Source organism: Nakamurella sp. UYEF19 (assembly GCF_040546275.1).
Lineage (GTDB): Bacteria > Actinomycetota > Actinomycetes > Mycobacteriales > Nakamurellaceae > Nakamurella.
In genome coordinates, this window is record NZ_JBEPNO010000005.1 from 103,083 (window position 1) to 117,055 (window position 13,973).

Genomic DNA, 13,973 nt, shown 5'->3' on the forward strand with positions numbered 1-13,973 from the left:
ATCCACGTGAACGCAGGCGTCACCAACCGCACGACGGCGACGGTCACCGGCGCGACGGTGACGCTGTCCACCCCGACCGGTTGGAATGCAATACCAACCGGGACAACCACCCTGCCCGACCTGGTCGCCGGCGACTCGAAGACGGTCAGCTGGACCGTCACCGTTCCGCAGGCAACGACGGTCGGCAGCTACCAGGTGGCGGCATCCGTCACCGCCCCGATCGGCGGGAAGAACGAAACCTCGGGGCGCACTTTGCTCTTCCCGGTCCGGAATGCGGGTGACATCTACATCAGCGACATGCCGTGGGTCTCCTCGATCTCGGGCTACGGCACCATCGGCCGCGACGTCAGCGTGGGCGGCGGGCCGCTGACCATGAACAGCGTCGTCTACCCCAAGGGTGTCGGCGTGAACGCGATCAGCACCGTGGTGGTCGCCCCACCCTCCGGGTGCACCTCGTTCACCAGCACCGTCGGTCTGGATATCGGTTCGGGCGGCAAGGGATCCGTCACCTTCGCCGTCATCGGTGACGGCGTCACCCTGGCCCAGACTGCGACGATCGCAGGCACTACGGCGCCGATCCCGTTGACCGTCGACATCACCGGCGTCACACAGCTCACGCTCACCGCCGGGGACGGCGGTAACGGCAACGGACACGACAATGCCGATTGGGGCAACGCCGAGATCCATTGCACGGTCCGAGCTGCCCCGACGATCACCATGATCAGCCCGCCGGTCGTCCCGGTGGCAGGGGGCGCCATCGTCACCCTCACCGGAACGGGCTTCGCTTCCGACGCCACCGTGTCGGTCGACGGCAGCGCGGAGATCACGCCGGCTTCCATCTCCTCGGACGGAACCTCTCTCGCCTTCGCTGCTCCGGCCCACGTCGGCGGGACCGTCGCGGTGACCGTGAAGACCTCCGCCGGGACCAGCACCGCAACTGATCTCGGCTATCGGGCTGCACCGACGACCACCGGCGTCAGCCCAAGCCACGGAACCACTGACGGCGGCACCGTCGTCACCCTCACCGGTACCGGCTACACCGACGACGCGACAGTCTCCGTCGATGGTGGCGCGCCGATCACGCCGACATCTCTGAGCGGGGACATCAACTCCAGCACGTCGACTCTCACCTTCACCGCTCCTGCGCACCCTGCCGGCCCGGTCGGAGTCGTCGTGACCACTCCGGGTGGCAACGCTGCTGCAGCGACGTACACCTACGATGGCCCCGCCAACCCCGGACCTACCGTGATCCCGGTGCCGCCGGCCCCGGTGTGGACGGATGCGTGTGGGGTGGACAACGGGTCGTTCTCCGGCTACGCCGACACCTCGCAGTACAGCTGGAAGGTCACCGACCATTCCCGGTTGGACGGAAAGGTCGGCATCGTTGTCACCGCCGCGGACGGGTTCGCGTTCCCGGCCGGCGCGCGGGTGCAGTGGACGCAGGCGCAGGACAATTCGCGGTGCGACGCTTCCATCACGGCAACTACCACAGCACAGACCTGTGCAGGTGCGGTCCCGGTGCCGGGGTCGTTGATGCTGGACGAGACGGGGATTCGGGTCGCGTACGTGTACGCGGGCGCGGTCACCGGGACGAAAGCCGGCAATCTGTCCAAGCTGGCACCTGGGCAGTATTTGATCATCGCCACCGCGGCCGACGGATCGGCGTTCAACGCCGTGCCGGCAGGGTGGAAGCCCTCGCCAACCACCGACGCTGACGGCAACATCGTCAAGGTCTCCCGCGTCGTGACCGTCCAGAGCACCAACTGCACCAGGACCAGCTAGAAGACTTGATATTCGGTCGCCCAGCACCGTGACCTGCCTTCCGTGCCGTCGTCCACTTGGACGGCGACACGGAAGGCAGCCTTGGACCTATCGCTTGTCGTTGGCCAGGTCATTGGCGAATTCGTCGACTTCCTCGACCTGCGGAGCCGAGTTGGAGGCTGCCTCGCGCTCCACGTCGTGGGTCTGCGCGTGTCGCCCCTCGGTACCACCTTGATCTGAATAGGGCTCGCGGTCGTCGCCCGTGCTGTGATCGTCGCTCTTGGCCATCTCGTCTCCTTGGAATGCCTGGGGTGCAGTGAAGTCGGTCGGCTGACGTCGACCTCCCTCCTGTTCCCCGGATGCCGCTCATGCACACGGACGGGCGGGTACTGGCAACATGGTCCGATCGAGCAGGCCGGAACACCCTCCAATCCGGCCCTGGAGCCGCGTTCGAGTTGTCACTCGTCGTCGCTGGGCTTCGACTTGGCTTTCCGTCGGAATCGGATGGGTAGTCCGCGAGCCTTGCGGTAGATGATGGTGGCGACGCCGAAGATGATTGCCGCTCCGCTCAGACCGACCTCGACGATGCTCACCCCGACCGGCTGGCCCGGCGCCCGAAGGCCTCGACGGCCAACGCCAGTTGAGGGATCGGCATACCGAGACGTTAACCGCGCCCTGACCCGCCTTCAAGGCTCGGTGGCAGCCATGAGACGAGCTACGGGCGCGGATATCGAGAGCGATATTTGATGTCGATGCAATTGGTGTCGGATGGCTGAAAGAGGCGATGCCGGGACTAAGCCATCTGGAGTAGGCGCGGCTAACGATGCTGTCTTATCGCTTCCGTCGCGCCGTGTTTTTAGCGTGTTAGTGTCGACGACACTGATCAGCTATGCAACGGGGAGTCCAATGGCACGTAGACGCGTCGAAATCATCAGCAGCGACTTGACGGGCAAGGAGATCGGGCGGCCGGAGGAGGTGGCAGAACTCCGGGTGCTCAAGCACCCGCTGATCGACGCGCCGGTCCGGCTCGACGCCTACGTGCTGGAGGTCGCGGGGCTGGAGAACAGCCAGCGGGACCTGGTCACCATCGAGTTGGCGTTGCCCAACACGCCGCCCGAGCGGATCGTGTTGGACCGCGAAGTCTTCGACAAGCTGTTCAAAGTCGATGTGGCGCAGGTGTTGTCCGACGCGGACCTGTACGAGCAACCAGAGGTGGGCGCGGCACCGAAGCGAAGGTCTCGGTCGGCGGACGGATCGGGCAAGGCGTTCTCTGCGACCCCCGGCATCGGCCGTGAACAGCGCGAGGCGATCAGGACCTGGGCCAACGCGAACGGATTCACCGTCGGCGATCGCGGCCGCATCGCGGCCAACATCACCCAGGCGTTCGAGGCCGCGCACCAGTCCTGAAAGCACCAGTCCTCGAAGCTCACCAGCACTGACTTTGCGCAGGTCGGCGCGGCACATCTGCTGCGCCGACCTGTGGTGCACAACACCGCTGGTCAGAGGCAAACAATGGGTCGGCCATGCGTCTCTTGGACGTGGCAGAAAGCCACTCCGAGGCATGAGGACCCCGACCGGTACTCGAGCACCGCGAACACCCGCACCAGAGCAACGAAGGATCTACCGCAATGTCCAGCGTTCTGAAGTCGATCGCCGACCGCCGCACCATCTCTCGTCGCGAGCGCCGCATGTGGCGCATGATCAACGATTCCACCTCCTCGATGCGCAACGAACTGATCGAGATGCGTGACAGCCAGCGCTCCTGCAGCCACTCCTGATCGTCATCACCACACTGCTGATCCTCACGACCGGCTGAGATCTCGGGCAGGTCGAGCGCGTTGCGCTTGACCTGCCCGCCTCGGTCGCGCACCGTCGGCAGCATGTCCCGCCGACAGTCCACCGAGTTGACGATCGACGGGCTTCCCACCGATCTGGCCCACACACTGGACGACTACCGGCGCTACCTGACTTCCGAGCGGAACCTGTCGGCGGCGACCGTCGCCGGCTACACCTCCGATGTGGCCGGACTCCTCGATCACCTCGTCCGGCTCCGTCCCGGCGTGCCACTGTCAGCCGCCGATCTCGACCTGGCAGCATTGCGCAGCTGGCTGGCCCGGCTGAGCGCGACCGGCGCAGCGAGAACGTCGTTGGCGCGCCGGGCTGCGGCGGCCCGCTCGTTCACGGCGTGGACCGTGCGCGCTGGTGTGGCCGCCGTCGACTCCGGCGCTCGTCTGACCTCTCCGCGCGCTCATCGCTCGCTTCCGCCGATCCTGGAGGCGCAGCAGGCCGCCGCGATGCTCGACGTGGAGGAGTCGGACGCTGGAGAACCGCCGAACGGGGCAATCGTGCTCCGCGACCAGGCTGTGCTGGAACTGCTGTACGCCACCGGGATCCGGGTGTCGGAGCTGACCGGCCTCGACCTCAACGACGTCGACCGGCGTCGTCGCGTGCTGCGGGTGCTCGGCAAGGGATCGAAGGAACGGACTGTGCCGTTCGGCGTACCCGCCGACCGTGCGGTGGGGGACTGGCTCGATCGTGGCCGTCGAATGCTGATCACCGAAACCTCTGGTCCAGCAATGTTTCTCGGGCTCCGCGGACGGCGGATGGATCCGCGCGCCGTCCGTACCCTCGTGCACGCAAGGACCTCAGCGGTACCGGGAGCACCGGACATCGGCCCCCACGGACTACGGCACAGCGCGGCCACTCACCTGCTCGACGGCGGTGCCGACCTGCGGGCGGTGCAGGAGCTGCTCGGTCACGCGAGCCTGGCCACGACGCAGATCTACACCCACATCTCCTCGGAGCGACTGGCCGCGGTCTACCGGCAGGCGCACCCCCGCGCCTGACGAGGCTGCCGACCCAGCCGAACACCGGCGAGAGCGACCTGCCGATCGGCAGTGCGGCTCACCCACCCGCCCACGGCAGCAGCCGGACGCGAAGCCCGCTGAGCAGCCCCATCGGATCGAGATAGGAACCGTCGGGCAGTCGGGCTCCCCAGTGCAGGCAGGTGGCCGGGGCGCAGGAGGCGTGACCGGCCTCGAGCGTGCCGATCGGAGTTCCCGCCACCACCTGCTGACCGGCCTCGACCAGGGCGGTCACGGGCTCATACGTGGTGCGCAGGCCGATCGGATGATCGATGGAGACCACGCCGCGGCCGGCCACCATCCCGGCGAACACCACCGTCCCGGCCCCGGCGGTCCGCACCGAGGCCCCCACCGGAGCGGCCAGATCAACCCCTCGGTGCCCGGGCCCATATCGCGTCGCAGGTGGGCGGAACGGGGTCAGCACCACAGCCGGCCCGGCGACCGGCAGCACGAATCGACCGGGGGCCACGGCTGCGGAGACGAAGACTTCGGCGGCCCCGCCGACCGTGCCCGCCGCGGCAGTTCCGGAAGACGCACCGAGTCCTGACAGCACCACCATCTGCAGCGTCACCAGAAAGCCCGCGCACCACCGCCGCAGCCGAACCGTCGTTCTCCACATCGACCGATACTCGCCCGCACGGGCCACGTCGTGACGGATGGATTTGGCGGATGTGGACAATTCGAAGCATGGGGACAAACTCGAGGCTCGGGACAGGGAGTCCGGCGTCAGCGCTGATCGCCGATTCACACCCTGGGCGCCAGGTCACGTAGTCTTGTCGGGCGACCGATGTTCACATCGGCCGACTACGCACGCCCTTTTGCCGCTGTGGACTTCTCACCGGAAGGTTTCAGCCCACCGCACCGGCCGGCGAGCACCGTGGTCCCGTTTCCGGGCATCGGCTGGATCTTGCTCAAAGACCCAGTGGATGACACCGGTCCCGGGTGGTGCACACCGAGGACGTCAGGGCGCACGACCGCCGGTCGAGCGCGACAACCGAAGCAGCGCAACGCAGAACGATCCCGAACGGGACTGCGTGCGTGCAGATCAAGAAAGGACGGCTGGTCTTCATGGCTGTCGTCACCATGCGCCAGTTGCTGGACGCGGGTGTCCACTTCGGACACCAGACCCGGCGCTGGAACCCGAAGATGAAGCGATTCATCTTCACCGAGCGCAACGGCAACTACGTCATCGATCTTCAGCAGACGCTGACGTACATCGACAAGGCGTACGAGTTCATCAAGGAGACGGTCGCCCACGGCGGGACCGTCCTGTTCATCGGCACCAAGCGCCAGGCGCAGGAAGCGATCGCCGAGCAGGCGACCCGAGTCCAGATGCCGTACGTCAACCAGCGCTGGCTCGGTGGCATGCTCACCAACTTCCAGACCGTGCACAAGCGCCTTCTGCGCCTCAAGGACCTCGAGGCCATGGAGGAGAGCGGTGGCTTCACCGGCTTCACCAAGAAGGAAATCCTGCTGATGACCCGCGAGAAGGACAAGCTGGCCAAGACCCTGGGCGGCATCCGCGACATGACCAGGGTTCCTTCCGCCGTGTGGATCGTCGACACCAAGAAGGAGCACATCGCCGTCGGCGAGGCTCGCAAGCTGAACATCCCCGTCGTTGCGGTGCTCGACACCAACTGCGACCCGGACGAGGTCGACTTCCCGGTTCCGGGCAACGACGACGCCATCCGCTCCGCAGCCCTCCTCACCAAGGTGGTGGCCGAGGCCGTCGCCGAGGGTCTGCTGGCCCGTTCCGGTGGCGCAGCCGTCGCCGCCGGCGAGGAGCCGCTGGCCGAGTGGGAGCGCGAGCTGCTCGCCTCCGGCACCGAAGCGGCTGCGGTCCCCGCCGCCGAGGAGATCGTCCCCGAAGCGATCGTCACCGAAGGTGCGAGCACCGAGAAGGTCGCCGACGCCGAGGTTGCCGACGCCGCGACCGAAGGCAGCGAGACCCCCGCGGGTCTTGCTTCCCTGAACTAGTCAGCAGGTGCCGGGCAGCCCCACGCGGGCCGCCCGGCACTGCTGTGTCCGGCCCACCGTAGAAAAGGAAGGATTGCGCCACAGATGGCGAACTACAGCGCTGCAGACGTCAAGAAGCTCCGGGAACTGACCGGGGCCGGATTCATGGATTGCAAGAAGGCATTGGAGGAGAACGAAGGCGACTTCGACAAGGCCATCGAGTTCCTCCGCATCAAGAACGCAAAGAACGCGTCCAAGCGTGCCGAGCGGACCACCGCCGAAGGCATGGTTGCCGCGTCCGGCAACGCTCTGATCGAGCTGAACTCCGAGACCGACTTCGTCGCCAAGAACGACGACTTCCAGACGCTGGCGAACAAAATCGCCGCCGCCGCCGCCGAACTGTCCGGCGACGTGACGGTCGAGGCGGTGCTCGCTTCGCCGCTCGGCTCGCACACCGTCGAGGCAGAGATCACCGACGTCGCCGGCCGATTGGGCGAGAAGCTGGTGCTCAACCGCGTCGCCAAGTTCGACGGTCAGACCACCGTCTACCTGCACAAGCGTTCCGCCGATCTGCCGGCCGCCATCGGCGTCCTCGTGCAGTACACCGGTGACGATGCGGAGGCCGCCCGCGGCGCCGCCATGCAGGTCTCGGCCCTGAGCGCCAAGTACGTCACCCGCGACGAGATCCCATCGGAGATCATCGAGCAGGAGAAGCGCATCGCCGAAGGCGTGGCGCGCGAAGAGGGCAAGCCGGAAGCAGCCCTGCCCAAGATCGTCGAAGGCCGCGTCAACGGCTTCTACAAGGCCGCGGTCCTCGGCGAGCAGGCCTCTGTGCGCGACTCCAAGAAGACCGTCGCGAAGGTGCTCGAAGAGGCCGGCGTCGACGTCACCGCCTTCGTCCGCTTCGAAATCGGCACCGTCGCAGCCCAGTAGTCCGAGCTCCGACGGTCCATCGCAACAAGCAGCACTGGCCGGCCCCACTCACCGTGGCGGCCGGCCAGTGGCGCATCCGGCGCCCGTCCGGTTCGTCCATCGGCGCGGGTTCGTGTTTCGATGGTCAGGATTTCTCGACTTGATGCCGGGCCCGTCCCGCGGCCGGGCGAAGATTGGACACCGATGACCGACCAGCTCTCCGACCGTCGACCGTTCTCCCGGGTGGTTCTCAAGCTCGGTGGCGAGATGTTCGGCGGCGGCCAGGTCGGCGTCGATCCGGACGTGGTGTCCGGTGTCGCCCGGCAGATCGCCGAAGTCGTCGGCGACGGCGTGCAGGTGGCCGTCGTCATCGGCGGTGGCAACTTCTTCCGCGGTGCCGAACTGAACAGCCGCGGCATGGACCGGGCCAGGGCCGACTACATGGGCATGCTCGGCACCGTCATGAACAGCCTTGCGCTCCAAGACTTCCTGGAGCGCGAGCACCACCTCGATACCCGTGTGCAGACCGCAATCTCGATGGGCCAGGTGGCCGAGCCCTACATTCCCCGACGCGCCGAGCGCCACCTGGAGAAGGGCCGGATCGTCATCTTCGCCGCCGGCATGGGGATGCCCTACTTCTCCACCGACACCACCGCGGCGCAGCGGGCGCTGGAGATCAATGCCGAGGTCGTGCTGATGGCCAAAGCGGTCGACGGCGTGTTCGACGCCGATCCCCGGGTGGTGCCGGACGCCAAGATGTTCGCCGAGATCACCCACCGCGAGGTGCTCGAACGCGGCCTGCAGGTTGCCGACGCCACCGCATTCAGCCTCTGCATGGACAACGCGATGCCGATCATCGTGTTCAACCTGCTCACCGATGGCAACATCGGCAAAGCGGTCCGAGGCGAGACCATCGGCACCCTGGTGTCGACTCCCCGTTCGCTCTAGCTCCTGCCCACGACGTAGGTTCGGTTACAGAAGCCACGCCGGCGACACCGCGCCGGCTGGGACGAAAGGCTCCAGCACAATGTCCGACCTGATCGACGAGACGCTGTTCGACGCGGAAGAGAAGATGGAGAAGGCGGTTTCGGTCGCCAAGGAGGATCTGTCCAGTCTGCGGACCGGCCGGGCCAACCCGAACACCTTCAGCCGCATCGTGATCGACTACTACGGTGCCACCACGCCGTTGCAGCAGATGGCCTCGATCACCATCCCGGAAGCCCGGATGGCCGTCATCAAGCCCTACGACCAGAGCCAGCTCGGGTCGATCGAGCGCGCGATCCGCGACTCCGACCTGGGGGTGAACCCCAGCAACGACGGCAACATCATCCGGATCATCTTCCCGCAGCTGACGGAGGAGCGCCGCCGCAGCATGGGCAAGGTGGCCAGGGCCAAGGGCGAGGACGCCAAGGTCTCGGTGCGCAACATCCGCCGCAAGGCCAAGGAAACCCTCGACAAGGCGGTCAAGGACGGCGACGCCGGCGAAGACGAGGGCGCACGCGCCGAGAAGGAACTGCAGTCCGTCACCGATCGGTACACGGGCTCGATCGACGAGCTGGTCAGACACAAGGAAGCCGAGTTGCTCGAGGACTGATGAGTTCGACCACTTCTGACGACGCGGCGCGCCCGCCGGTGGCGGTCTCGACACCGGGCGCCCCCACACCGGTGGCTCCCGGACCCGAGGCAGCGGCACCGGCGGCCTCGAAGGCCGGCCGCAACCTACCGGTGGCCATCGGCGTCGGTCTGGGCCTCGGGGTCGTCATCGTCGGCTCGCTGTTCCTGCTCCGTCAGATCTTCGTCGGCATCATCGTGGCGGCCGTCGTCGCCTCCATCTGGGAGATGCGCACGACGCTGGCCAATGCCCGCGGCATCACCCTGGCGTGGATTCCACTGGCCGTCGGATCGACCACCACGATCATCCTGAGCTGGCCGTACGGCCACACCGCGCAGGTCGTCGGCGTCGCGTTGACCGCCTTGGCCGTGATGGCCTGGCGCTTCCCGGCGGGCGCTGCCGGCTACCTCGCCGACGTCTCCGCCGGCGTCTTCCTGACGATCTACCTCGGGCTGCTGGCCTCGTTCGCAACGCTGATGGTCGCGCCGCACGACGGTCACGCGCGCGTGCTGGCGTTCCTGATCATGGTGGTCTGCTCGGACACCGGCGGGTACGCAGCTGGAGCGCTGCTGGGCAAACATCCGATGGCGCCGACCATCTCGCCCAAGAAGTCCTGGGAGGGCTTCGTCGGGTCCGTCGTCACGGCCACCGTCGGTGGGGCGTTGGCGGTCTCGCTGCTCCCGGCGCTGCATCACCCGTGGTGGCAGGGCGCAATCATCGGTGCGGTGCTGGCCCTCGTCGCGACTTTCGGTGATCTCGCCGAATCCCTGATCAAACGGGATCTGGGGGTCAAGGACATGGGGACGCTGCTGCCCGGCCACGGCGGCGTCATGGACCGGATGGATTCGCTGCTGCCGTCGGCCGTCGTCGCCTGGTGCCTGCTGAACCTGTTCATCCCCGCCTGACGAACTGTCCCTTCTGGACCCCCTTCTGGACCGTGCGCACGGTCAGCGGATCGGGCGCCAGTGATCCAGACCCGGCCCGTCGGCGCGGCAGGCGTAGTTGCGGCCGTCGATCCCGATGCCGCGCATCCGCTTCGACAGGCAACCGCCACCGTCGACAACCGCCCGCCAGGCAAGGGTTCTGTTGGCGAAGTTGGTCTGGCAGAACACATTCGAGCCGCCCGCCACGGTGCCCTTGTCGCCGAGGTGCTGGCACGGCCGGCCGGCGACCGGCGCTCCCGGGCCGGGCGGATTCTGCACCGGCGCACTCAACGGCGGTGCGGTGGTCGGCGGAGTCGACGAGCCGCGGCTGCGCGAGGTGGGGGTGGTCGGCGTGGTCGGGGTCGGACTCGCGGAGGTGGTGGGCGTCGAAGAGGTGCTGGCCATCACGGTCACCGTGGTCATGATGACTGCCGGTTTCGTCACGGCTGCCGGCTTCGTCGGTGTCGTCTCCGCGGTCGCCTTGGGGGTGGTCTTCATCGACGGGGTGGTGAGCCGGGCCGGGCTCGTCGAGGCCACCGGGATCGATGCGGTGGCCGGGGCCGGTGCTGTGGCGGTCGGGGGCGCGGAGGACGCAATCGGATCCCCGCTCAGTGGAACACCGTCGCTGCCCAGGCCTGCGGGGTCGTCGCTACCGACGTCCTGGCTGATCGCGACGCCGCTGGACGAGACCACCACAGAGGGCGACGGGGTGACCTGGGATTGAGATCTGGCATGACTGCCGATGGTGATCACCGCGCCCACGAGCACTCCGACCGTGATGCTGAGAGCGGCTGCGGTCAGCGTGATGCCGGTTCCTCTACGCACCGCGCCTCCTGCCTTGGCTGGGCTCCGATACCGGCTCCGATGGCCGGCGGGATCGACCTGATCAGAGAAACTCTGGCACACGGGTACCGTTTCGTTGTGCCACGACGCTCCCACCGACCGGACCGACGGGCGTCCCAGGCCCACTCCGGCGACGCTGTGGACCGCCCGATCGGGCTCTCCGGATGGCAGAGCCGGAGGTCGACCCGGGATGGTGATTTCCTCGTGCGCACGACCCCGGGAGCCGCTTCCGGCAAGGGATATCGTTGCCCCGGGTGCCAGCAGGTGATCGCCCCTGCGACCCCGCATCTGGTGGTCTGGCCGCAGTGGACCCCGGAGGGCGAGGACGGCGTCGCGAGCCGCCGCCATTGGCACAGTTCCTGTTGGGAACGTCGGGCGAGTCGCGGAGGGCCGGGATCCCTCTCCTGGTGATCTTCCGTCCGCACTGTGTCGGTCATTCCGGTGCAGCCGACGTCGTTGGTCTGTCTGGGAGCCACTCTCGACCAGCTGGGCCCATCACCGACGGCTCCGGAGAGCCTCCGGCCCGCCTCGCAGTCGGTTCGTGTGGCAGGGTTGGACGGGACTGGCGACGAGAGGGGACATCCGATGTCCGGCGAAGCGACAGACCGCATTCCGGTGACAACAGGGACGATGACGGCGAAAGGGTCCTCGGTGACCGGGCCGGGTGGGTCGGCGCTGCCCAGCTATCCACGGCCCGAACAGCTTCTCGAGACCGTCGGCGGAGCTGCGGTGGCCATCCGCGGTCTGACCAAGGTCTACGACGGACGCCCGGTGGTCGACCACATCGATCTGGACGTGCCGGTCGGTTCGTTCTTCGGCCTGGTCGGACCGAACGGGGCCGGAAAGACCACGACGCTGTCGATGATCACCGGCCTGCTCCGCCCGGACGAGGGCCGGATCATCATGGCCGGCGTCGACGTCTGGGCCGACCCGGTGACGGCCAAGACCAAGATGGGTGTGCTGCCCGACGGTCTCCGGCTGTTCGAGCGGTTGTCCGGCCCCGAGTTGCTGTCCTACCTCGGACGGCTGCGTGGGATCCCGGCCGACACGGTGACTTCGAGGGCGAAGGAACTCATCGCCGTCCTCGACCTCGACGAGGCCGGCTCCAAACTCGTCGCCGACTACTCGACCGGGATGCGCAAGAAGATCACTCTCGCTGCCGCGCTGCTGCACGCGCCACCGATCCTGCTGCTCGACGAACCGCTCGAGGCCGTCGACCCGGTGTCGGCCAGGGTGATCCGCACAGTGCTGAGCCGGTACACGGCGGGCGGCGGCACGGTGATCTTCTCGTCCCATGTGATGGCTCTGGTCGAGGACTTGTGCAGCCACGTCGCGGTGATGGGGCACGGTCGCATCGTGGCCAGCGGAAAGGTGGCGGAGGTCCGCGGGTCGGCTGCCAGTCTCGATGACGCCTTCATGCATCTCGTCGGCGCCGACGACGTCGCGGAAGGAGGCCTGGAATGGTTGGGATCTTCGCCGGCCTGAAGTGGCGGCTGGTCAGCAGCCGGTTCCGGGCCGCCAGCGGCGCCACCAAGGGCTGGCTCGTGGTCGGGTGGTGCGTGGCCGTGCTCGCGCTCGGGCTGGTGGTGTTCGGGTTTGTCGCGCTGCGCACCAATCCCGCCCTCGCGAGGACTGCTGTCGTCTCACTCTTCACGGTGCAGATGCTCTCGTGGGTGCTCGCACCCCTGGTCGCCTTCGGGCTCGACGAGACGGTCGACCCGGCACGGTTCGCACTGCTTCCCCTCACGACGGCGACGCTCCAACGCGGTCTGCTGGTGTCCTCCCTGGTCGGGTACCTGCCGGTGGCGAACGCGGTGGTCATGGTCGGCGCCGCGATCGCGCTGTCCACCACCTGGGCGTTGCTGCCCATTGCACTGATCTGCGCGGCGGTCCAACTACTGCTGTGCGTGATCGTGTCCCGGGCGGCCTCCGCCTCGATGGCCGGTCTGATGGCAGGTCGGCGCGGCCGGGACCTCGGCATGGTCGTCGGATCGCTGCTCTTCCTCGTCTACATCGGGTTGTCGTTCGCGCTGAACCAGACTGCATCCTCGGCCAGCTCCAACGGTTCGTCAGCAATCGGTTCGGGGATTACGTCGCTTTCCCGAGCGTTGTCCTGGGGTCCGAACGGTGCCCTGGCCACCATTCCCTCCACGCTGCACGATTCCAACTGGGGCCGTTTGCTGGTCGCGTTACTGACGCCTACGGCCGCTGTGGTAATCGGATGGTGGTGGTGGGCAACAGCTCTCCGCAAGAGCCTGACGACCCTGCCGTCGACGACGGAGGGTTCGGCGCCGTCGGACGGTAAGGCCTCCGGCACAGCCGTTGCGTCCTCGCTGCGCGGCATGGTGTCCCTCGTCATCGCCCGGGACAGACTGCTGACCTGGCGGGATCCGATGCGCCGGATCCCATGGATCATCGTCGCGGCGCTGGCCGTACTCTGGCCACTGCTCGTCGTCAGAGGCCACGGAAGTCTGTTCGCCGTGGCGTTTCCGGCGGTGATGATGGGGCTGCAGGCCGGCAACCAGTTCGCGGTCGAGGGCACCGGCCTGTGGCTGCACATGGTCGCCTTCGCCGACCGCACCCGGGCCAGGGGAGAGGCGCTGGGGCACGCGATCTTCGTGCTGATCCCGGGGACCGTCATCGTGGTGGTCGCCGTGTTCCTGCAGGCCATCATCCGCGACGACCTCGAGTGGGTGCCGGCTGCGCTCGGGCTCTGCCTCGCCCTCATGCTGGGGTCGGTGGCCTTCAGTGGATATGTGTCCGCACGCCTGCCCTATGCGATGCGGCAGAGCCGGAAGTCCATGTTCGCCAACAGCGTTCCCGGTCAGAAGGGTCGCACGATGGGATCGACGCTGGTCTCGTTCGGCGGTGGGATCGTCGTGGCACTACCGGCGTTGGTGTTCCTGGTGCTCGCACGGGCGGTGTCGCCCGTGTGGGGTTGGGCGGCGTTGGTGGTCGGCCCGATCAGCGGCATCGTGGCCGTGGTGCTCGTGTCGAACCTGACCGCGTCGGCCTACCTCAGTCGGACGCCGGAGATCCTGGCCACGGTCGCCGTGGGCGACCGCAGCTGAGGCCCGACGGCTTGGGCTCCCATCCCGATCG

Annotated in this window: 16 protein-coding genes and 1 pseudogene; 13 read left to right on the forward strand and 4 right to left on the reverse strand. The window is 67.5% G+C overall.

The window, feature by feature from the left end; genetic code table 11:
• Positions 1 to 3 precede the first annotated feature (3 nt).
• Positions 4 to 1,782 (forward strand): annotated as a pseudogene (locus tag ABIB25_RS29185) (NPCBM/NEW2 domain-containing protein); the annotation flags it as partial.
• An 87-nt stretch (positions 1,783 to 1,869) separates the two neighbouring features.
• Here ABIB25_RS29185 and ABIB25_RS10220 read toward each other — a convergent pair.
• Positions 1,870 to 2,049, reverse strand: a complete 180-nt coding sequence (locus ABIB25_RS10220) for a hypothetical protein (RefSeq protein WP_354528337.1) — start codon at positions 2,047 to 2,049, stop codon at positions 1,870 to 1,872.
• Positions 2,050 to 2,219: 170 nt separating this feature from the next.
• Positions 2,220 to 2,354 carry a hypothetical protein gene (locus tag ABIB25_RS10225; RefSeq protein ID WP_354528338.1) on the reverse strand — a complete coding sequence of 45 codons (135 nt, stop codon included), beginning with the start codon at positions 2,352 to 2,354 and terminating at the stop codon, positions 2,220 to 2,222.
• Between the two features lie 313 nt (positions 2,355 to 2,667).
• Between ABIB25_RS10225 and ABIB25_RS10230 the strand changes: the two genes are divergently transcribed.
• The 3 genes from ABIB25_RS10230 (at position 2,668) to ABIB25_RS10240 (ending at position 4,607) form a co-directional block, all read left to right on the forward strand.
• Complete coding sequence (locus ABIB25_RS10230) at positions 2,668 to 3,168, forward strand: Lsr2 family DNA-binding protein (RefSeq protein ID WP_354528339.1); 501 nt, start codon at positions 2,668 to 2,670, stop codon at positions 3,166 to 3,168.
• 221 nt (positions 3,169 to 3,389) lie between these two features.
• Positions 3,390 to 3,539 carry a hypothetical protein gene (locus ABIB25_RS10235; protein ID WP_354528340.1) on the forward strand — a complete coding sequence of 50 codons (150 nt, stop codon included), beginning with the start codon at positions 3,390 to 3,392 and terminating at the stop codon, positions 3,537 to 3,539.
• A 102-nt stretch (positions 3,540 to 3,641) separates the two neighbouring features.
• Entirely contained in the window at positions 3,642 to 4,607 is a 966-nt protein-coding gene (locus ABIB25_RS10240) for a tyrosine-type recombinase/integrase (protein ID WP_354528341.1), read from the forward strand.
• A 58-nt stretch (positions 4,608 to 4,665) separates the two neighbouring features.
• On the opposite strand, the gene ABIB25_RS10245 is transcribed toward ABIB25_RS10240, so the two are convergent.
• A complete protein-coding gene (locus ABIB25_RS10245; protein ID WP_354528342.1) occupies positions 4,666 to 5,244 on the reverse strand; it encodes a murein hydrolase activator EnvC family protein in 579 nt (192 codons plus the stop codon).
• A gap of 449 nt (positions 5,245 to 5,693) precedes the next feature.
• Here ABIB25_RS10245 and rpsB point away from each other — a divergent pair, with 449 nt between their 5' ends.
• From rpsB to ABIB25_RS10270, 5 genes are all read left to right on the forward strand, one after another.
• The gene (gene rpsB / locus ABIB25_RS10250) at positions 5,694 to 6,602 is read left to right on the forward strand and encodes a 30S ribosomal protein S2 (RefSeq protein ID WP_354528466.1); all 909 of its coding nucleotides are present in this window, start codon (positions 5,694 to 5,696) and stop codon (positions 6,600 to 6,602) included.
• A gap of 84 nt (positions 6,603 to 6,686) precedes the next feature.
• On the forward strand, positions 6,687 to 7,514 hold the full coding sequence (gene tsf, locus ABIB25_RS10255) for a translation elongation factor Ts (RefSeq protein ID WP_354528343.1): 828 nt from the start codon (positions 6,687 to 6,689) through the stop codon (positions 7,512 to 7,514).
• 183 nt (positions 7,515 to 7,697) lie between these two features.
• On the forward strand, positions 7,698 to 8,441 hold the full coding sequence (gene pyrH, locus ABIB25_RS10260; protein ID WP_354528344.1) for a UMP kinase: 744 nt from the start codon (positions 7,698 to 7,700) through the stop codon (positions 8,439 to 8,441).
• 88 nt (positions 8,442 to 8,529) lie between these two features.
• Positions 8,530 to 9,087 (forward strand): ribosome recycling factor, encoded by a 558-nt coding sequence (gene frr / locus ABIB25_RS10265; RefSeq protein WP_354528467.1) that lies wholly within the window; start codon positions 8,530 to 8,532, stop codon positions 9,085 to 9,087.
• Positions 9,087 to 10,010 (forward strand): phosphatidate cytidylyltransferase, encoded by a 924-nt coding sequence (locus tag ABIB25_RS10270; protein WP_354528345.1) that lies wholly within the window; start codon positions 9,087 to 9,089, stop codon positions 10,008 to 10,010. The genes frr and ABIB25_RS10270 overlap by 1 nt, the downstream gene beginning before the upstream one ends.
• A gap of 42 nt (positions 10,011 to 10,052) precedes the next feature.
• On the opposite strand, the gene ABIB25_RS10275 is transcribed toward ABIB25_RS10270, so the two are convergent.
• On the reverse strand, positions 10,053 to 10,307 hold the full coding sequence (locus tag ABIB25_RS10275; protein ID WP_354528346.1) for a hypothetical protein: 255 nt from the start codon (positions 10,305 to 10,307) through the stop codon (positions 10,053 to 10,055).
• 22 nt (positions 10,308 to 10,329) lie between these two features.
• On the opposite strand from ABIB25_RS10275, the gene ABIB25_RS10280 reads away from it, so the two are divergent.
• The 4 genes from ABIB25_RS10280 to ABIB25_RS10290 all read left to right on the forward strand — a co-directional run bounded on the left by ABIB25_RS10280 (position 10,330) and on the right by ABIB25_RS10290 (position 13,942).
• Positions 10,330 to 10,752, forward strand: a complete 423-nt coding sequence (locus ABIB25_RS10280) for a hypothetical protein (protein WP_354528347.1) — start codon at positions 10,330 to 10,332, stop codon at positions 10,750 to 10,752.
• A gap of 140 nt (positions 10,753 to 10,892) precedes the next feature.
• Entirely contained in the window at positions 10,893 to 11,282 is a 390-nt protein-coding gene (locus ABIB25_RS29190; RefSeq protein ID WP_502919780.1) for an Rv1322 family protein, read from the forward strand.
• A gap of 219 nt (positions 11,283 to 11,501) precedes the next feature.
• Entirely contained in the window at positions 11,502 to 12,356 is an 855-nt protein-coding gene (locus ABIB25_RS10285; protein WP_354528348.1) for an ABC transporter ATP-binding protein, read from the forward strand.
• Positions 12,332 to 13,942 carry a hypothetical protein gene (locus ABIB25_RS10290; RefSeq protein ID WP_354528349.1) on the forward strand — a complete coding sequence of 537 codons (1,611 nt, stop codon included), beginning with the start codon at positions 12,332 to 12,334 and terminating at the stop codon, positions 13,940 to 13,942. Before ABIB25_RS10285 ends, ABIB25_RS10290 begins: the two co-directional genes overlap by 25 nt.
• Positions 13,943 to 13,973: the final 31 nt, after the last annotated feature.